This window comes from Acidovorax sp., assembly GCF_016783915.1.
GTDB lineage: Bacteria > Pseudomonadota > Gammaproteobacteria > Burkholderiales > Burkholderiaceae_C > Acidovorax.
On the sequence record NZ_JADHVT010000103.1, the window covers coordinates 1 to 17,398 of the forward strand.

Genomic DNA, 17,398 nt, shown 5'->3' on the forward strand with positions numbered 1-17,398 from the left:
AGGCCGGTCGCATCAAGGATCAACTGGTGCATCTGACTGAGGATCCGGCCGACCCGAACAGCCCCGTCGTCGCCGCCGACGAGGGCGTGCGCCCCAACTCCGACCCCGAGAAGCTGGCCACGCTGAAAGCCGTGTTTGCCGCCGACGGCGCCACCACTGCCGGTAATTCGTCGCAGATCAGCGATGGTGCCGCCGCGCTGCTGATGGCCAGCCGCGCCTATGCCAAGAAGCACGGCCTGAAGCCGCGCGCGCGCTTCGTCAGCACGGCAGTGGCCGCCGCCGACCCGGTGATCCAATTCACCGCCGTGCTCGACTCCACCCGCAAGGCGCTGAAGGAGTCGGGCCTCACCATCAACGACATCGACCTGTTCGAGGTCAACGAAGCCTTTGGCGGCGTGCCGTTGATGTTCCAGAAGGAATTCGGCATCCCCGACGACCGCCTGAACGTCAACGGCGGCTCGATGGCCATCGGCCATCCGCTGGGCTCCACCGGCGCGCGCATGCTCACCGACCTGTTGTACGAACTGGAGCGCCGGGGCGCCCGCTATGGCCTGCAGACCATCTGCGAGGCGTCGGGCACGGCCAACACCACCATCATCGAGCGGCTGGCATGAGCGGGGCCACCATGAGCGAAACCAGCGAAGTGCTCGTCAGCCGCGAAGGCGCCGTCGTCACCCTGACCATCAACCGCCCGCGCGCGAAGAACAGCCTGAACGGCGCGGTGTTTGCGGGCCTGTCCGCACAGTTGGCGCAACTGCGCGACGACGATGCCGTGCGGGCCGTCGTCATCACCGGCGCCGAGGGCGTGTTTTGCGCCGGTGCCGACATCACGGCGTTTGACGTGCTGCGCGCCACGCCGCTGCTGGGCGACCGCTCGGCGACGGGCTGGGACTTCTTTGCGGCGCTGGGGCGTTTTCCCAAGCCCGTCATCGCGGCGGTGGAAAAGCTCGCGCTGGGCGGCGGCACCGAACTGGCGCTGGCCTGCGACATCGCCATCGCCGGCGAGTCCGCCAAGTTCGGCGTGCCGGAAGTCAAGCTGGGCGCCATCCCCGGTGCGGGCGGCACCCAGCGCCTGGTTCATGCCATCGGCAAGTCCAAGGCCATGGCCCTGCTGCTGACTGGCGATTTCATGGACGCCCGCAAGGCTTGCGACGTCGGCATCGTGGCCGAAGTGACGGCGGACGGCCAGGCCCTGCCGACGGCGCTGGCGATGGCCCGCCGGATTGCGGCCAATTCGCCGCTGGCCGTGGCGCTGGCCAAGGATGCGGCCCTGGCCAGCTTTGAAACCCCGCTCGCCCAGGGCCTGGAGCATGAGAAGCGCAATTTCGTCGTCGCCTTGCGTTCCGCCGACAACCTGGAAGGGCAAGCCGCATTCCTGGCCAAGCGCACCCCCCAATTCACCGGCCAATAGCGCCCGTCCGTCACCTCACAAGGAAAAACCATGCAACTCAATTCCGACATTTCCGCCGTCATCACCGGCGGGGCTTCCGGCCTGGGGTCTGCCACGGCCCGGCGCCTGGCCAGCCATGGCGTCAAGGTCGCCATCTTCGACATGAACGAAGCCGTCGGCCAGGCGCTGGCCAACGAGCTTGGCGGCGTTTACTGCAACGTGGACGTGACGTCCGAGGAGCAGGTGGACGCCGCCTTCGCCAAGGCCCGCGCCGCCATCGGGCAGGAGCGCATCCTGGTCAATTGCGCCGGCACGGCCGACGCCGCCAAGACCGTCAGCCGCGACAAGAAGACCGGCGAAATCCGCCCGAGCCCCACGGATCGCTTCAACCGCATCGTGCAGATCAACCTGGTGGGCACCTTCCGTTGCATCGCCAAATCAGCCGCGGGCATGTTGACGCTCGCGCCGCTGGCCGACGGTGATCGCGGCGTCGTGGTCAACACCGCTTCGGCGGCCGCCGTGGATGGCCAGGTCGGCCAGGCCAGCTACGCCGCCAGCAAGGCCGCCGTCATGGGCATGACCCTGCCCATCGCGCGCGACCTGATGGACGAAGGCATTCGCGTCAACACCATCCTGCCGGGGCTGTTCGGCACGCCCCTGCTGAAAAGCCTGCCCGACCCCGTCCAACAGGCCCTGGCCGCTTCCGTGCCCTGCCCCAAGCGGCTGGGCGAGCCCGACGAGTACGCGCAGGCGGTCGAGTTCCTGGTCACTTGCGGCTACATGAACGCTGAGTCCATCCGCGTGGATGGCGCCCTCCGCATGGCGCCGCGCTGACGCCTTGAGCCGTTGAAGAGCTGCGGATAGCCGTCGCACGCCGTCGTGAGCACTCGCCATGATTGACCTGCATTACGCGCCCACACCCAATGGCTGGAAGATCTCCATCCTGCTGGAGGAACTGGAGCTTCCCTATACGGTGATTCCGGTCAACATCCGCGCTGGGGAGCAATTCAGGCCGGAATTCCTGGCGATCAGCCCGAACAACCGCATTCCGGCCATCGTGGACCATGCGCCGCTCGACGGCGGCGGCCCGCTGTCGGTGTTCGAGACCGGCGCCATCCTGGTCTATCTGGCCCGTAAAGCCAACCGGTTCCTACCCACGGATCTGCGCGGCTTCACCCAGACCATGCAATGGGTGATGTGGCAGGTGAGCGGGCTGGGACCCATGCTCGGCCAGCATGGCCACTTTGCGCTGTATGCACAAGAAAAGATCGCCTACGCCATCGAGCGCTACCGCGACGAAGCGGCGCGGCTGTACCGCGTGCTCGATACCCAGCTCGGCAAGACCGGCGCCTATGTCGCTGGCACCGAGTACGGCATCGCCGACATCGCCTGCTTTCCCTGGGCCATGACCCACAAGGCGCAAGGCTTCACGCTCGACGATTTTCCCCACGTCAAGCGCTGGTACGCCAGCGTGCGCGCCCGGCCGCAGGTGCAGGCGGGGCTGGCGGTCGGCAAATTCGAGAAGGAGCCTCTGGACGACGAAGCAAGAAAGAACATGTTCGGCCAGAAGGCCAAGGAGATGGCACACCGCATGTCGCCCAACAACCAGCGAGAAACACCATGATCGAATTCTTCTTCGACTGCTCCAGCCCCTGGACCTATCTCGCCTTCCACAACATCCAGCCGCTCGCCGACGAACTGGGCGTCGAGGTCACATGGCGGCCCATCCTGGTCGGCGGCATCTTCAACACAATCAATCCGACCGTCTACGCCTCGCGCGAGACGCCGGTGCCGCAGAAGGCCCGCTACCTGAAAAAAGACCTGGCGGATTGGGCCCGCTCGACGGGGCTTGCGATCAAGATGCCGCCGGCGGTGTTTCCCGTCAACAGCGTGAAGGCGATGCGCGGCTGCGTCTGGCTCGGCAACGACATGGTGCCGTTTGCTCGCGCCATATTTGAAGCCTATTGGGGCGACGACCAGGACATCTCGCAGGATTCGGTGCTGGCGGACGTGTGCCAGCGCGTCGGCATCGACCCCGCCCCATTCTTTGCAGGCATCGGCGAGCCAGCGATCAAGGATCAGCTCAGGGCCAACACCGATGAGGTGGTCGCGCGCGGCGGCTTTGGCTCGCCGACCATCTTTGTGGACAAGACCGACATGTATTTCGGCAATGACCGCATGCCGCTGATCCGCGAAGCCGTGCTGCGGCTGCAAGGGAAGACGGCCTGATGCCGCAGGCCAGGGTTCACCCATCCATTCATCTCACCACCACCACAGGAGACATCATGCAAAAAAGACAGTTCATCACCATGCTTTCCGGCGCCATGCTGACGGGCGTTTCCGGCCTGGCCCGTGCGCAGGGCGCGGCCACCCCCGGCGTGACCGATCGCGAGATCAAGATCGGCCAGACTCTGCCACTAAGCGGCCCGGCCGCAGGCTATGGTGCCGTCGGCAAGGCCATGTCCGCATGGTTTGATCTGGTCAACGCCGAGGGCGGCGTGAACGGACGCCAGCTCAAACTGGTGTTCGGCGACGACGGCTTCAGCCCGCCGAAGACCCTGGAGCAAGTGCGCCGCCTGGTGGAGCGCGAGCAGGTGGCTTTCCTCGCGGCTCAGATCGGCTCGTCCCCTCCGCTGGCGACGCGCAGCTATCTCAACAACGCCAAAGTGCCGCAGCTCTTCGTTGTGTCTGGTGCCACCACGTGGCTGGACGACGCGGCCAAGTTCCCCTGGAGCATGGGCTGGCTGCCCCTGTACACCGATGAGGGACGCGCCTTGGCCAAGCACATCCTGCAGACGCGACCGAACGCAAAGGTCGCCATGTTCTACCAGAACGACGACGCCGGTAAGGATGTGCTGCGTGGCGTGAAGGAGGGCCTGGCCGCTGCCGGGAAGCAGCTCGTGCGCGAAGATTCGCACGAGGTGTCGGATCCGACGGTGGACTCGCAGATCGTCTCCATGCAGGCCTCGGGCGCGGACGTGCTGGTGGCGTGGGGTTCGCCCAAAGCCACCCTCCAGTCGCTGCGCAAGGCCCATGACATCGGCTGGAAGCCAGCCATCTACATCAACCCGAGCGCATCTTCGGTGCCTGCGGTGCTGACCCCGGTGGGGCTGGACAAGGTCAAGGGCGTCATGAGCGCCGCCTTCCTCAAGGATCCGAGCGATCCGACCTGGAAGGACGACCCTGGTACCTTGGCCTGGAATGCCTTCATGGACAAGTACAACAAGGGCGCGGCCAAGGAGTACCTCGCCGTGCTCGGTGCCAGCGTTGGACAAACGGTGGTTCAGTTGCTCAAGCAGTGCGGCAACGACCTCTCGCGCGAGAACATCATGCGCCAGACGCGCCGCCTGGACATGGAGCTGCCCATGATGTTGCCGGGCCTGCGCATCAAGACCAGCGATGCTCGCCCTCACCCGATACCGGACATGCGCATCCAGCAGTTCGACGGCACGAGCTGGAAGGTGATGCCGTCCTGACGGGGCGAGCGCAGCGATGGAACCCATTCTTTCCGTACGCGACCTGACGATCCGCTTCGGCGGTGTCGTCGCGCTGGACGCCTTCTCGATGGACGTGCCCGAGGGCAGCATCTTCGGCCTGATCGGGCCGAACGGTGCTGGCAAGACGACCTGCTTCAACTGCATCAGCGGCTTGTACCGGCCCACACACGGCAGCGTGCGCTTCGCAGGCACCGAACTGACGCGCCTGCCGCGCCACGGTGTCGCCCGGCTGGGCCTGAGCCGCACGTTCCAGAACGTGGCGCTCTACCCCTCGCTCACGGTGCGCGAGAACGTGATGGTGGGCGCGCATGCGCGGCTGCCGGTGTCGATGCTGGGCGCCGCGCTGCGCACGCCCGCCGTCCGCGCCGCCGAGGAAGAAATCGCGCACTCGGCTGACGCGGCGCTGGCCACGCTGCGGCTGTCCGCGTATGCCGACCGGGGCGTGGCGGAGCTGCCTGTGGGCATCCAGCACCGCGTGGAAATCGCGCGGGCGTTGGTGACGCGACCCAAGCTGCTGCTGCTCGACGAACCTGCCGCTGGCCTCACCGCTGGCGAGGTCGATGAACTGCGCGAGGTGCTGCTGCGCCTGCATGAAGAGTTGAAGTTGAGCATGGTGGTCGTGGAGCACAACATGCGCTTCGTGATGAAAACCTGCTCCGACCTCGCGGTGCTGAGCTTTGGCCGCAAGCTCGCCCAGGGCTCGCCCGAGGAGGTGGCCAACAACGACGCCGTGCTCGATGCCTATCTGGGAGGTGTGCTGTGACCCAACGGCTTGAAATCCGCAACCTCGCGGTGGCCTATGGCCGCACGGCGGTGGTACATGGCATCGACCTGCACGTGCAGGCAGGCGAGATGGTGGCGCTGCTCGGCGCCAACGGCGCGGGCAAGACCTCCATCCTGCGCGCCATCAGCCACCAGCAGGTGACGGCCACGGGCACGCTGCGCTTCGAGGGCCAGGACATCATCGGCATGGCCGCGCCCGCCATCGCCTCGCTGGGCATTGCCCACGTACCGGAAGGGCGCGGCACCTTTGGCGACCTGACGGTGCTGGAGAACCTGCGCGTGGGCGCCATCCACCGCCGCGACAAGGACGGCATCGAGCAGGACATCGCCCGCATGCAGACGCTGTTCCCCAAGCTGTCCAGCCGCGCGAAGCAGGCGGCGGGCACGCTCAGCGGCGGCGAGCAGCAGATGCTGGCCATCGCCCGCGCGCTGATGATGCGCCCCAAGATGCTGCTGCTGGACGAGCCCTCGTTCGGCATCGCGCCGCGCGTGACGCAGGAGATCTACGAACTCCTGCACCAGTTGCGCGAAACCGAGCACCTCACGGCCCTCATCGTGGAGCAGAACGCCCAGGTTGCGCTGAACCTGGTCAACCGGGCCTATGTGCTCGAAAGCGGACGCATCACCGCCCAGGGCACCGCTGCCGAGCTGCGCGAAGACGACGCCGTGCGCCGCAGCTACCTCGGCCACTGAACAAACAAAGGTTCACCATGCAAGCATTTCTTCACCAGATAGCTTCGGGCCTGGCGGCGGGCGGCATCTATGCCAGCTTGGCCATCGCGCTCGTGCTCATCTACCGCTGCACTTCGTCCGTCAATTTCGCGCAGGGCGAACTGGCGATGTTTTCCACCTACATGAGCTGGGCGCTGGTTCAGGCTGGCGCGTCGTGGTGGGTAGCCTTCGCCGTCGTGGTCGTGGGTGCCTTCCTGCTCGGGCTGGCGCTGGAGCGGGTCATCTTCCAGCCCCTGCGGCACAAGCCGGTGCTCTCGGTCGTGGCGGCCAGCATCGCGCTGCTCATCATCTTGAACAGCCTGGTCGGCTGGCTGTTCGGGCATGAAATGCTGGAGTTCGCCACGCCTTTCGGCGGTGTCCTTGGCCGTGCCGAGCCCTATCTCTCGGCCCATGAGGTCGGCGTTCTGCTCGTCACCCTGGCCGAACTGGCGGCGGTGTTCGTGTTCTTCCGCTTCACGCGCTTCGGCCTGGCGATGCGCGCGGTGGCGGTGAATGCGCCGTCGGCGGAACTGTCGGGCATCAGCACCAACAAAGTGCTGGCCGTGGGCTGGGGCCTGGCTGCGGTGGCTGGTGCCGTGGCGGGGCTGATGGCCGCGCCCATCGTGTTCCTGGAGCCGTCGATGATGATGGGGCCGCTGATCTACGCATTGGCGGGCGCGCTGCTGGGCGGCATCGCCAGCCCCGTGGGCGCCGTGGCCGGGGGCTTTGCCATCGGGGTGCTGGAGAACCTGCTGGGTGCCTACGTGGTCGGCAACGACCTCAAGCTGACCTGCATCATGCTGCTGATCATCGCGATGCTGGTCTTGCGGCCTGCGGGCATCTTCGGCAAGACGGCCCAGGTGAGGGTGTGAGCATGAGCACCGTGAACACCCCCCTCACCCCCCGCTCGGCGCCAACGCCCGCCTGGCTGCGCTGGGCGGCCCCGGTGGCCGGACTCGCGCTGCTGGCCTGGTCCTTCGGCTGGCAAAGCTACCCGCTGTACGTGATGACCCAGGTACTGATCTACGGCATCGCCATCATGGGCCTGAACCTGCTCACCGGGTACACGGGCCAGATCTCGCTCGGCCACAGCGCCTTCTTCGCCATCGGCGCCTATGCGGCGGCGGTGCTCTCGCACCAGTTGGGCTGGCCGTTCTACGTGGGCGTGCCGGTGGCGGCGCTGCTGTGCTTCGGGGCCGGCTTCCTCTTCGGCTTTCCTGCGCTGCGGCTGCCCATGCTCTATTTGGCGCTGTCCACCTTCGCGGTGGCGGTGGTCACGCCGCAGGCGCTCAAGTGGAAGAAGATCGAGTGGCTGACCGGCGGCGTGGCGGGCATCGTGCTGGAAAAGCCCGTGTTCCCAGGCATGCTGGCCGACCGGGCGGACTGGGCCATCATGGCCTGCGCCGCGGCCTGCGCGCTGTGCGCCTTCCTGCTGGCGCGGCGGATCCTCGGCGCACAGTTCGGCCGCCTGGTGGACGCCTCGCGCGACCAGCCACTCGCGGCGGCGGCGGGCGGGCTCAACATCACTGCCCTGCGCACGCAAATGTTCGGCCTCAGCGCGGCGTTCACCGGCCTGGCCGGTGCCCTGAGCGTGGTGGCAGGCCAGTTCGTCGCGCCCGAGAACTTCCCCTTCCTGCTGTCGGTGTCCCTGCTGGTGGGCAGCTTCGTGGGTGGGGTGCGCAGCCTGTGGGGCGCCTTCCTGGGTGCTGCCTTCATCGTGCTCACGCCCAACCTGGCCGAGAGCGTGTCGCAATCCGCCCCGTGGATGATTTTTGGCTTCGCGCTGCTCGCGGTGGTATTCCTGGCACCCAATGGTGTGAGCGGCTGGATTACGGCCCTTTGGCGCAGCCGAGCAAGTTCTTCTTCATCCGCCTGACCGTAAGCGCTTTCCCAGTGTTGGCGGCGACCACGGCGCCGTTGTCAGCACCGCTTCGGTCGCCGCGCTGGCGCCTGAAATCGTGACCCATCAAGGAACGTCAACATGTCTGGAAATCCGATCCTTCTCGAAAAGGATGGCGCTGTTGCGACCATCACCCTCAATGCGCCCCAGAAAAAGAATGCGCTGAGCAGGTCGGTCATCAACCTGCTCGCTGGCGTCATTGCGGATGTCGAACGCGATGCCTCGATTCGGGCGTTGCTGCTGCGCGGCGAGGGCCGGATGTTCAGTTGCGGCGGCGACATCGACGAAATGGTGGCCGCAGGCGATGCGTTGTCCACCCTGGTCGATGACGAGTTGAGTGTGGCCGAAAGCATGATTCCCCAATTCGCCAGCCTGCCGTTCCCGGTGGTCTGCGCCGTACAAGGCGCGGTCGCCGGGGGCGGTCTCGCGCTGGCCTTGGCGTCTGACTACCTGATTGCCGCCCATGGAACGAAGTTTGTGGCGGCCCATACCGGCCTTGGATACCCAGGGGATCTTGGCATCAGCTGGCTCCTGCCGCGCGCAGTGGGCGGGCGGCGCGCACGCGACATGATCCTGACCAATCGCGCAGTGACTTCGGACGAAGCCCTGGCCTGGGGATTGGTCGAGAAAGTGGTTCCCGGCGAGAGCCTGCTGGAGGAAGCGCGGCGCATGGCGGTGCAATTCTCGGCCGGCCCGACGCAAGGTTATGCGGGCGCCAAGCGCCTGCAACTCGCGGCCTTCCAGGGTGATCTGGCGGCCTCCTTGAGGCTGGAGGCGGCCGAGATGCACCGGGCCTCGAAAACTGCGGATTCTCTGGAGGCAGTTCGCGCCTTCGTCGAAAAGCGGACGCCGCAGTTTATCGGGCGCTGACCGGTGTGAATCACACGCAGCATCGTCCTGGTAAGTCAGCCATCCTCGCGCGCTCTGAGGCACGGGACGGACTGGACGCAGTGTCCTGGGACGAGTTGCGCCGCCAGGTCGCGGCCATGGCTGCGGGGCTGCGCCGGATGGGCGTCGTCGAAGGTGATCGGGTGGTGGCCTACCTGCCCAATATTCCCGAAACCATCGTGGCCTTCCTGGCTTGCGCCAGCATCGGCGCGATCTGGTCGATGTGTTCCCCTGACATGGGCACGCACAGCGCGCTGGATCGGGTCCATCAGATAGCGCCCAAGGTCTTGCTGGCCGTTGACGGCTACCGCTACGGCGGCAAGGTCGTCGCCAACCCTTCCGGCGGCCTGCTCTCCAAGGCCCACCCCCTGGGCGCCACAGGCTTGGCGCAATGCAACGAACTGGTCGAGCAACCGCGCGGCACGGCCGACGCACGCCAGGTTCAGCCCGCACGCTTGCAGGCGCGACGACCCTGTACCTGACGCCCATGCATGCCCAGCGCAAGCTGCTCAAACGGCTGATCGCCAATGTGGGCGCGGCTTTACGCCATGTTCGGGCAATTGCGGAGCAGTTCAGGGGCAGCGACCCCTGGGCTGCATTGGTGCGCTACGTCAGCGAGCGCATCGCACCGGGCAGCGGCCCGCAGCCGCCTCCAACGGCGCTCGCAGGGGACGGGTAACTGCGGTTTTTAGGTTCAATTGCCTTCCCGCGCTTATGGGTCCTGCGCTGGCAGCTACTGAATCCGTAGCGAAGTGCAGCCGCTCACATCCCCGCGTAATTCGGCCCGCCCCCGCCCTCAGGCGTCACCCACACGATGTTCTGCGTCGGGTCCTTGATGTCGCAGGTCTTGCAATGCACGCAGTTCTGCGCATTGATCTGCAGCCGCTCGGTGTTGTCGTCGTTCTTCACGAACTCGTACACACCCGCCGGGCAGTAGCGGCTTTCGGGACCTGCGTACTTGGCCAGATTGATGTTCACCGGCACGCTCGCATCCTTGAGCGTCAGGTGCGCGGGCTGGTTCTCCTCATGGTTGGTGTTGCTGATGAACACGCTGCTCAAGCGGTCAAAGGTCAGCTTGCCATCGGGCTTGGGGTACACGATGGGCTTGCACTCCGCCGCGGGCTTCAAGTACTGGTGATCGGCCTTGTCGCGGTGCAGCGTCCAGGGGATGTGGCCGCGCAGCACGAACTGCTCGAAGCCGTTCATCAGCGTGGCCGTGGTCAGGCCGTACTTGAACCAGTTCTTGAAGTTGCGGTCCTTGTTCAGTTCGGTGTAGAGCCAGCTTTTCTCGAAAGCCTCGGGGTACGCTTTCAGTTCGTCGTGCTGGCGGCCTGCGGTGACGGCGTCGTAGATGGCGTCCGCCGCCAGCATGCCGGTCTTGATGGCGGCATGGCTGCCCTTGATGCGGCCCACGTTCAGGTAACCCGCATCGCAGCCCACGAGCGCGCCGCCCGGGAAGATGGTCTTGGGCAGCGCATTGATGCCGCTGGCGTTGATGGCGCGTGCGCCGTAGGACAGGCGCTTGGCGGTGATCTCGCCCTTGTCGTTCTCGAAGTAGTAGCGCACGTTCGGGTGCGTCTTCCAGCGCTGGAACTCCTCGAAGGGGCTCAGGTACGGGTTCTTGTACCCCAGGCCGGTGACGAAGCCCAGGGCCACCTTGTTGTCGTCCAGGTGGTACAGGAAGGCGCCGCCGTAGGTGTCGTTCTCCATGGGCCAGCCCGCGGTGTGCATCACGAAGCCGGGCTGGTGCTTCTTGGGGTCGATTTCCCACAACTCCTTGACGCCGATGCCGAAGCTCTGCGGGTCACGCCCTTCGTCCAGGTGGTATTTGGCGATCAACTGGCGGCCCAGGTGGCCGCGCGCGCCCTCGGCGAACACGGTGTACTTGCCCAACAGTTCCATGCCCAGCTGGAAGTTCTCGGTCGGCTCGCCGTTCTTGCCGATGCCCATGTTGCCGGTGGCCACGCCCTTCACCGAGCCGTCATCGTTGTACAGCACCTCGGCGGCGGCGAAGCCGGGGAAGATCTCCACGCCCAGCGCCTCGGCCTGCTCGCCCAGCCACTTGGTCACGTCGCCCAGGCGCACGATGTAGTTGCCGTGGTTGTGCGCGAAGGGGGGCAGGAAGACGTTGGGGACGCGAAAGCCCGATTTCTCGGACAGGAAGATGTAGGCGTCGTCGGTGACGGGCTGGTTCAAGGGGGCGCCCTTGGCCTTCCAGTCGGGGATGAGTTCGGTCAGCGCCTTGGGGTCCATGATGGCGCCCGAGAGGATGTGCGCGCCGGGCTCGGAGCCTTTTTCCAGCACCACCACCGATACGTCCTGGCCTTTCTCGGCTGCCAGTTGCTTGAGGCGGATCGCGGTGGACAGGCCCGCCGGGCCGCCTCCGACCACGACCACGTCGTATTCCATGGATTCGCGCGGGCCGTACTGGGCGAGGATTTCTTCGTTCGTCATGGGGGGTCCACGGTGACAAGCGCCTCTTACAGCGCCTTGACCAGTTCCGGCACGGCCGCGAACAGGTCGGCCTCCAGCCCGTAGTCGGCCACGCTGAAGATCGGCGCCTCGGGGTCCTTGTTGATCGCCACGATCACCTTGGAGTCCTTCATGCCTGCCAAGTGCTGGATGGCGCCCGAGATGCCTGCGGCGATGTACAGCTGCGGCGCGACGATCTTGCCCGTCTGGCCCACTTGCAGGTCGTTGGGGGCATAGCCCGCGTCCACCGCTGCGCGGCTGGCGCCGATGGCCGCGCCCAGCTTGTCGGCCAGGGGGGTCATGACTTCGTCGAACTTCTCCTTGCTGCCCAGTGCCCGGCCGCCGGAGACGATGATCTTGGCGGCGGTGAGTTCGGGGCGGTCGCTCTTGCTGACTTCGCGGCCCACGAAGCTGCTCTTGCCTGCGTCGGCGACGGCGGCTGCGGTTTCGACGGCTGCGCTGCCGCCGGTGGCGGCTGCCGGGTCGAAGCCGGTGGTGCGCACGGTGATGACCTTGGTGGCATCACCGCTTTGCACGGTGGCGATGGCGTTGCCTGCGTAGATGGGGCGCTCGAAGGTGTCGGCGCTGACCACCTTGGTGATGTCGCTGATCTGGGCCACGTCGAGCTTGGCGGCGACGCGGGGGGCGACGTTCTTGCCGCTGGCGGTGGCGGGGAACAGCAGGTGGCTGTAGTTGCTGGCGATGGCCAGGACTTGCGCGGCGAGGTTTTCTGCCAGGCCGTCCTTGAGGCTGGCGCCGTCGGCGTGGATGACCTTGGCGACGCCTGCGATTTGTGCGGCGGCAGCGGCTGCGGCGCCTGCGCCTTCACCGGCTACCAGTACATGCACGTCGCCGCCGCAGGCTGCTGCAGCGGTGACGGTGTTGAGGGTTGCGCCCTTGATGGATGCGTTGTCGTGTTCAGCAATGACGAGTACGGACATTCAGATCACCTTCGCTTCGTTCTTGAGTTTTTCGAACAGGGCGGCCACGTCGGCCACCTTCACGCCTGCGCCGCGCTTGGGCGGTTCGCTGACCTTGAGGGTCTTGAGGCGCGGGGCGACGTCCACGCCCAGATCCTCGGGCTTGAAGGTGTCAAGCTGCTTCTTCTTGGCCTTCATGATGTTGGGCAGGGTGACGTAGCGCGGCTCGTTCAGGCGCAGGTCGGCGGTAACGACGGCGGGCAGGGTGATGGAGAGGGTTTCGAGGCCGCTGTCCACTTCGCGGGTGACGGTGGCCTTGCCGTCGGCCACTTCCACCTTGCTGGCGAAGGTGGCCTGGGGCAGGTCGGTGAGGGCGGCGAGCATCTGGCCGACCTGGTTGTCGTCGCTGTCGATGGCCTGTTTGCCCAGGAAGATGAGGCCGGGCTGTTCCTTGTCCACCAGGGCCTTGAGCAGCTTGGCGATGGCCAGGGGCTGCAGTTCGGCGTCGGATTCGACGAGGATGCCGCGGTCGGCGCCGATGGCCATGGCGGTGCGCAGGGTTTCCTGGCACTTGGCGTCGCCGCAGGAGACGGCGATGACTTCGGTGACGGCGCCCTTTTCTTTCAGGCGCACGGCTTCTTCGACGGCGATTTCGTCGAAGGGGTTCATGCTCATCTTCACGTTGGCGATGTCCACGCCCGTGCCGTCGCTCTTGACGCGCACTTTGATGTCCTTATCGACTACCCGCTTGACTGGGACGAGAATTTTCATGGGAGGGTTTCCTTTCGGGATTCAAGCTACCAGGGGCACGGTTTGTTGTTCGCGCGCGGCAACGTCGTAGCCGTCCTGGTCGTTCATCTTTTCTTTCACGCTCAGAGTTGATCGTCCGCCAGGGCCAGCGTGCTGTCTGCGCCATGCATGACGATGTCGCGCAGCATCGGCGCCTGCACCAGGACGTGCGCAGCGTAATGGCTGGCCGTGGCGCGCTTGGCACCGAGAAAGCCCGCGTCGCCCGCACCCGCCGTGAGCTGCGCCGTGGCGGCCTCGGCCATGCGCGCCGACAGCCAGCCGCCGATCACGGTGCCCGCCAGCCGCAGGAAGGGCACGGCGCCCGCCGCGCACTGCGCGGGTTGAGCGTCGTGGGCCAGCAGCCAGTCGGTCGCCTCTTGCAGCGCACGGGCCGAAGCCGCCAGGGCACTGCCGATCTGCGCCAGCACGGCATCGGGCGCCTCGGCCAGTCGGCGCGCATCGCCGTCGATGCGGAACAGCAGCGCCTTCAGCGTGCGCCCGCCCTCGCGTGCCAGCTTGCGGCCGATCAGATCGTTCGCCTGGATGCCCGTGGTGCCTTCGTAGATGGTCGTGATGCGCGCGTCGCGCATGTGCTGCGAAGCGCCGGTTTCCTCGACGTAGCCCATGCCGCCATGCACCTGTACGCCATCGGACGTGATGCCCTGCGCGCTGTCGGTACACCAGCCCTTGACCACCGGTATCAGCAGGCCGACCAGAGCCTGCGCCTGCGCGCGCTCCTGCGCGTCGGCGTGGCCTGCGGCGCGGTCCATCTGGCCCGCACAGAAGTAGGCCAGCGCGCGCATGGCCTCGGTGCGGGCCTTCATGTCCATCAGCATGCGCCGAACGTCCGGGTGGCCTGCGATGGCGGTGCTGCCACTGAGCAGCGGCTTGCCCTGCACCCGCTCCAGCGCGTAGGCACGCGCACGCTGGTAGGCGCGCTCGGAGATGCCCACGCCTTCCAGGCCCACGTTCAGCCGTGCGTGGTTCATCATGGTGAACATGCAGGCCAGCCCCTGGTTCGGCTCGCCGACCAGATAGCCGATGGCACCGCCGCCGTCGCCAAAGCTCATCGACGCCGTGGGGCTGCCGTGGATGCCCATCTTGTGCTCGATGGAAGTGCAGGCCAGGTCGTTGTGTTCGCCCAGGGTGCCGTCGTCGTTGATCAGGAACTTCGGGCACAGGAACAGCGAGATCCCCTTCACGCCCGGCGGCGCATCGGGCAGGCGCGCCAGCACGAGGTGGACGATGTTCTCGGCCATGTCGTGCTCACCCCAGGTGATGAAGATCTTGTTGCCGCTGACGCGGTAGTGGTCGCCCTCGGGTACGGCGCGGCTGCGCAGCGCGGCCAGGTCGGAGCCTGCCTGGGGCTCTGTGAGGTTCATGGTGCCCGTCCAGCGGCCTTCGACCATGGGCGCCAGGAAGCGGCGCTGGAGTGCGTCGCTGCCATGGTGCGCAATGGCTTCCACCGCGCCCAGCGTGAGCATCTGGCACAGGCTGAACGCGAGGTTGGACGACTTCCACATCTCCAGCACGGCGGTGGACACCAGCGTGGGCAGGCCCTGGCCGCCCCATTCGGTGGCAGCGGGCATGCCGTTCCAGCCGTTCTCGCAGAAGCTGGCCCAGGCATCGCGAAAGCCGTCGGCGGGCGTGACCTGACCATCGTGCCAGCGCGCTCCTTGCACGTCGCCGGGGCGGTTCAGCGGGTCCAGCACGCCAGCGGCGTAGTTGGCTGCCTCCTGCAGGATGGCTTCGACCAGATCGGGCGTGGTTTCTTCATAGCCGGGCTGGGCGCAGATCGCGTCCAGGCCGCCGACCTCCTTCATCGTGAACAGCATTTCGCGCAAGGGCGCGGTGTAGACAGACATAGTGAATTCCCATAGTGATGACAATCAGGCGCTTTCCGGGGTCAGCTGCGACGGACGCAGTTCTCGTGCAGTCTCTTGCGGAGCCGCCAACGTAGGGCCGCCGTGCTTGATGAACGCCAGGGCGATGGCACCGAGGACTCCGAAACCGCCAATCACCACGAAGTTCTGCTCCAGCGGCAGTTCCAGCGCGACGATCTGGCCGATCAGCAGCGGCGCAGCGATCGCGCCCAGGCGCCCTACGCCGGAGGCCATGCCGATACCGGTCGAGCGGATGGACATCGGGTAAAACTGCCCGCAGAAGGCATAGGCCACCAGTTGCGCGCCGGTGGTGCAGGCGCCGACCGCGCCGATGATCAGGTAACGCACCTCGGTCGAGGTCTGGAAGGTCATCAGGTACAGCAGCACGCCGCCCAGCGCATACATCGCCACCAGCACCCACTTGATGTTGAACTTGTCGGCGAGCCACCCGCCGCCCACGGCACCGACGATGGCACCCACGTTCAGCGCGATGACGAAGCTGAGGGCAGACCCCAGGCTGTAGCCAGCCATCGCCATCAGCTTGGTCAGCCAACTGCTGAGCGCATAGACCATAAACAGGCCCGAGAAGAAGGCGACCCAGAACAGCACCGTGCTCAGACCCCGCCCGTCCTGGAACAGGCGAGCAACAGGCGCACCCGCCACGCGGTCGGCAGAGGGCACGACAAACTGCGTGCCCGCCGGGTACTTGACCCCTGGCTGGAGACTATGGGCCACTTCGGCCAATTCGTCGTTGCGTTGGCGCGAGATCAGGTAGGTCATGGACTCCGGCACGAACTTGAGGACGAACGGAATCAGCAGCACGGGCACCCCCGCTGCGATGAACACGGCCTGCCAGCCGTACTCGCCGATCAACTGCTTGCCCAACACTGCGGCCAGGATGCCGCCCAGTGCATAGCCCGAGGTCATCAGCGCCGTCATCAGGCTGCGGATCTTCTTGGGCGAGTACTCGACCATCTGCGCCACGATGACCGGCAGCACGCCACCAATCCCCAGGCCCGCGATGAAGCGCACCACGCTGAAACTGACGGGGTCCTTGGTGAACCCAGTGGCTGCAGTGAATACGCTGAACAGCATGATGCCGATGGAGAGGGCCCAGCGTCGGCCGATGCGGTCCGACAGCGTGCCCAGAAGCATGGCGCCGAACATCATGCCGAACAAGGCCGAGCTGGCCATGAAGCCAGCGGTTGATGCGTTCACGCCCATCTGCTGCATGATGGACGGCAGGGCGATGCCGACCACGGCGATGTCATAGCCGTCGATGATGAGAATCAGCAGGCACCACAAAAGTACCTTGACATGAAAGCCGTTGAATTTGGCCTCGTCGGCGAGCGTCTGCATATCGATCTGGTGCATGTTTGTCTCCTTTATTTGGCTGGCCCTGGATCGTGGATGCAGCGGTCGTCGCCGCACCGCTCCATATCGTCCGGAGCACGCAAGGAATCGTAGGTTCCGGTGCTGCGAGCCGCGATGACGAAACACCCCGATCAAATGACCAACGGCCCCTTTCTGAGAACTTTTCAAGGCCTCCGTAGCAGGAGAACCTAGAAGGCGAGATGTCGAACTGCAGGCTAATGTGGAGTAATGAGTCCCAGCGCATCCGGTGCGTGCTCATCCGTACGACTCTAGGCAATTCGTCTGGCGAAATAGCGCAGTTGTCTTCCCGCGCGACGGCGACGATATGCTATGTCTCAAAAGTAGCGACCAACTGCGCCAAACGGCGCGACTGGTCATTGAGCGCCCGCGAAACAGCAGCCTCCTCCTCCACCAATGCAGCATTCTGCTGGGTGGCCTGCTCTATTTCGTTGAGCGAGCGCGCGATGTCCTGCACGGTGTCCTTTTGGGCAACTGCGACGCAGGAAATCGACTGGATGGCCTCGGTCACATCCTGAACCGAAGCGACGATGCCGTTCATGCGAGACGCCGCATCCTGCGCCAGCGCCCCCCCAGACGCCACACTGCTGACGGAAGCATCGATCAACCTCTTGATGTCATCGGCAGCCGATGCCGGGGTCCCCTCGTTTTCAGTGCAATAACTGGCGGTACGCAAACCCAGCACTGGCGCGGGGGTGGTGTTGGTAGATCGTTGATTCTGTTGGCTTTCCTGTTCACTTCTCAAACGGGTATCGTGGCCTCCCACTAATGGG

At 65.8% G+C, this 17,398-nt stretch carries 17 protein-coding genes and 2 pseudogenes; 13 read left to right on the forward strand and 6 right to left on the reverse strand.

Annotation, left to right across the window (positions count from 1 at the left end; all coding sequences use genetic code 11):
* The 13 genes and pseudogenes from ISS20_RS17005 to ISS20_RS17065 all read left to right on the forward strand — a co-directional run.
* Positions 1 to 614 (forward strand): thiolase family protein (locus ISS20_RS17005; RefSeq protein ID WP_291438150.1); only part of this gene is annotated, 614 nt, incomplete at its 5' end.
* Positions 611 to 1,411 carry an enoyl-CoA hydratase-related protein gene (locus ISS20_RS17010; RefSeq protein ID WP_108500011.1) on the forward strand — a complete coding sequence of 267 codons (801 nt, stop codon included), beginning with the start codon at positions 611 to 613 and terminating at the stop codon, positions 1,409 to 1,411. The genes ISS20_RS17005 and ISS20_RS17010, both read left to right, overlap by 4 nt.
* A gap of 30 nt (positions 1,412 to 1,441) precedes the next feature.
* Positions 1,442 to 2,224 carry an SDR family NAD(P)-dependent oxidoreductase gene (locus ISS20_RS17015; protein WP_108500010.1) on the forward strand — a complete coding sequence of 261 codons (783 nt, stop codon included), beginning with the start codon at positions 1,442 to 1,444 and terminating at the stop codon, positions 2,222 to 2,224.
* Between the two features lie 58 nt (positions 2,225 to 2,282).
* On the forward strand, positions 2,283 to 3,014 hold the full coding sequence (locus ISS20_RS17020; RefSeq protein ID WP_162016931.1) for a glutathione binding-like protein: 732 nt from the start codon (positions 2,283 to 2,285) through the stop codon (positions 3,012 to 3,014).
* Positions 3,011 to 3,619: a 2-hydroxychromene-2-carboxylate isomerase gene (locus ISS20_RS17025; protein WP_108497944.1), complete on the forward strand. Its 609-nt coding sequence runs from the start codon at positions 3,011 to 3,013 to the stop codon at positions 3,617 to 3,619. The genes ISS20_RS17020 and ISS20_RS17025 overlap by 4 nt, the downstream gene beginning before the upstream one ends.
* A 56-nt stretch (positions 3,620 to 3,675) precedes the next feature.
* Entirely contained in the window at positions 3,676 to 4,866 is a 1,191-nt protein-coding gene (locus ISS20_RS17030; protein WP_108497943.1) for an ABC transporter substrate-binding protein, read from the forward strand.
* 16 nt (positions 4,867 to 4,882) lie between these two features.
* Positions 4,883 to 5,650, forward strand: a complete 768-nt coding sequence (locus ISS20_RS17035; protein ID WP_108497942.1) for an ABC transporter ATP-binding protein — start codon at positions 4,883 to 4,885, stop codon at positions 5,648 to 5,650.
* On the forward strand, positions 5,647 to 6,363 hold the full coding sequence (locus ISS20_RS17040) for an ABC transporter ATP-binding protein (protein ID WP_233250342.1): 717 nt from the start codon (positions 5,647 to 5,649) through the stop codon (positions 6,361 to 6,363). The genes ISS20_RS17035 and ISS20_RS17040 overlap by 4 nt, the downstream gene beginning before the upstream one ends.
* Before the next feature lie 17 nt (positions 6,364 to 6,380).
* On the forward strand, positions 6,381 to 7,253 hold the full coding sequence (locus ISS20_RS17045) for a branched-chain amino acid ABC transporter permease (RefSeq protein ID WP_108497940.1): 873 nt from the start codon (positions 6,381 to 6,383) through the stop codon (positions 7,251 to 7,253).
* Positions 7,254 to 7,255: 2 nt separating this feature from the next.
* Complete coding sequence (locus ISS20_RS17050) at positions 7,256 to 8,257, forward strand: branched-chain amino acid ABC transporter permease (protein ID WP_197905016.1); 1,002 nt, start codon at positions 7,256 to 7,258, stop codon at positions 8,255 to 8,257.
* A gap of 105 nt (positions 8,258 to 8,362) precedes the next feature.
* Positions 8,363 to 9,151, forward strand: coding sequence for an enoyl-CoA hydratase/isomerase family protein (locus tag ISS20_RS17055; RefSeq protein ID WP_108497939.1), 789 nt, complete (start codon positions 8,363 to 8,365; stop codon positions 9,149 to 9,151).
* Positions 9,152 to 9,180: 29 nt separating this feature from the next.
* Positions 9,181 to 9,492: pseudogene (locus ISS20_RS17060) on the forward strand (AMP-binding protein); the annotation flags it as partial.
* A 164-nt stretch (positions 9,493 to 9,656) separates the two neighbouring features.
* Positions 9,657 to 9,848 (forward strand): hypothetical protein, encoded by a 192-nt coding sequence (locus tag ISS20_RS17065; RefSeq protein WP_108497937.1) that lies wholly within the window; start codon positions 9,657 to 9,659, stop codon positions 9,846 to 9,848.
* An 83-nt stretch (positions 9,849 to 9,931) separates the two neighbouring features.
* Here the strand turns inward: ISS20_RS17065 and ISS20_RS17070 are convergent, their stop codons facing one another.
* The 6 genes and pseudogenes from ISS20_RS17070 to ISS20_RS17095 all read right to left on the reverse strand — a co-directional run.
* Positions 9,932 to 11,623 carry an electron transfer flavoprotein-ubiquinone oxidoreductase gene (locus tag ISS20_RS17070; RefSeq protein ID WP_108497936.1) on the reverse strand — a complete coding sequence of 564 codons (1,692 nt, stop codon included), beginning with the start codon at positions 11,621 to 11,623 and terminating at the stop codon, positions 9,932 to 9,934.
* A gap of 26 nt (positions 11,624 to 11,649) precedes the next feature.
* Positions 11,650 to 12,582: an electron transfer flavoprotein subunit alpha/FixB family protein gene (locus tag ISS20_RS17075; RefSeq protein WP_108497935.1), complete on the reverse strand. Its 933-nt coding sequence runs from the start codon at positions 12,580 to 12,582 to the stop codon at positions 11,650 to 11,652.
* Positions 12,583 to 13,332 (reverse strand): electron transfer flavoprotein subunit beta/FixA family protein, encoded by a 750-nt coding sequence (locus tag ISS20_RS17080; protein WP_108497934.1) that lies wholly within the window; start codon positions 13,330 to 13,332, stop codon positions 12,583 to 12,585. It lies immediately after the preceding gene.
* A gap of 101 nt (positions 13,333 to 13,433) precedes the next feature.
* Complete coding sequence (locus ISS20_RS17085; protein WP_108497933.1) at positions 13,434 to 15,215, reverse strand: acyl-CoA dehydrogenase; 1,782 nt, start codon at positions 15,213 to 15,215, stop codon at positions 13,434 to 13,436.
* Positions 15,216 to 15,239: 24 nt separating this feature from the next.
* Entirely contained in the window at positions 15,240 to 16,607 is a 1,368-nt protein-coding gene (locus ISS20_RS17090; protein WP_108497932.1) for an MFS transporter, read from the reverse strand.
* 328 nt (positions 16,608 to 16,935) lie between these two features.
* Positions 16,936 to 17,398 (reverse strand): annotated as a pseudogene (locus ISS20_RS17095) (hypothetical protein); the annotation flags it as partial.

Bases quoted from the DNA above. Each gene is read 5' to 3' on its own strand.
- ISS20_RS17030 (WP_108497943.1), top strand. From the start codon at position 3,676: ATGCAAAAAAGACAGTTCATCACCATGCTTTCCGGCGCCATGCTGACG.
- ISS20_RS17085 (WP_108497933.1), bottom strand. From the start codon at position 15,215: ATGTCTGTCTACACCGCGCCCTTGCGCGAAATGCTGTTCACGATGAAG.
- ISS20_RS17045 (WP_108497940.1), top strand. From the start codon at position 6,381: ATGCAAGCATTTCTTCACCAGATAGCTTCGGGCCTGGCGGCGGGCGGC.
- ISS20_RS17080 (WP_108497934.1), bottom strand. From the start codon at position 13,332: ATGAAAATTCTCGTCCCAGTCAAGCGGGTAGTCGATAAGGACATCAAA.
- ISS20_RS17010 (WP_108500011.1), top strand. From the start codon at position 611: ATGAGCGGGGCCACCATGAGCGAAACCAGCGAAGTGCTCGTCAGCCGC.
- ISS20_RS17090 (WP_108497932.1), bottom strand. From the start codon at position 16,607: ATGCACCAGATCGATATGCAGACGCTCGCCGACGAGGCCAAATTCAAC.
- ISS20_RS17050 (WP_197905016.1), top strand. From the start codon at position 7,256: ATGAGCACCGTGAACACCCCCCTCACCCCCCGCTCGGCGCCAACGCCC.
- ISS20_RS17065 (WP_108497937.1), top strand. From the start codon at position 9,657: ATGCATGCCCAGCGCAAGCTGCTCAAACGGCTGATCGCCAATGTGGGC.
- ISS20_RS17015 (WP_108500010.1), top strand. From the start codon at position 1,442: ATGCAACTCAATTCCGACATTTCCGCCGTCATCACCGGCGGGGCTTCC.
- ISS20_RS17025 (WP_108497944.1), top strand. From the start codon at position 3,011: ATGATCGAATTCTTCTTCGACTGCTCCAGCCCCTGGACCTATCTCGCC.
- ISS20_RS17055 (WP_108497939.1), top strand. From the start codon at position 8,363: ATGTCTGGAAATCCGATCCTTCTCGAAAAGGATGGCGCTGTTGCGACC.
- ISS20_RS17070 (WP_108497936.1), bottom strand. From the start codon at position 11,623: ATGACGAACGAAGAAATCCTCGCCCAGTACGGCCCGCGCGAATCCATG.
- ISS20_RS17020 (WP_162016931.1), top strand. From the start codon at position 2,283: ATGATTGACCTGCATTACGCGCCCACACCCAATGGCTGGAAGATCTCC.
- ISS20_RS17075 (WP_108497935.1), bottom strand. From the start codon at position 12,582: ATGTCCGTACTCGTCATTGCTGAACACGACAACGCATCCATCAAGGGC.
- ISS20_RS17035 (WP_108497942.1), top strand. From the start codon at position 4,883: ATGGAACCCATTCTTTCCGTACGCGACCTGACGATCCGCTTCGGCGGT.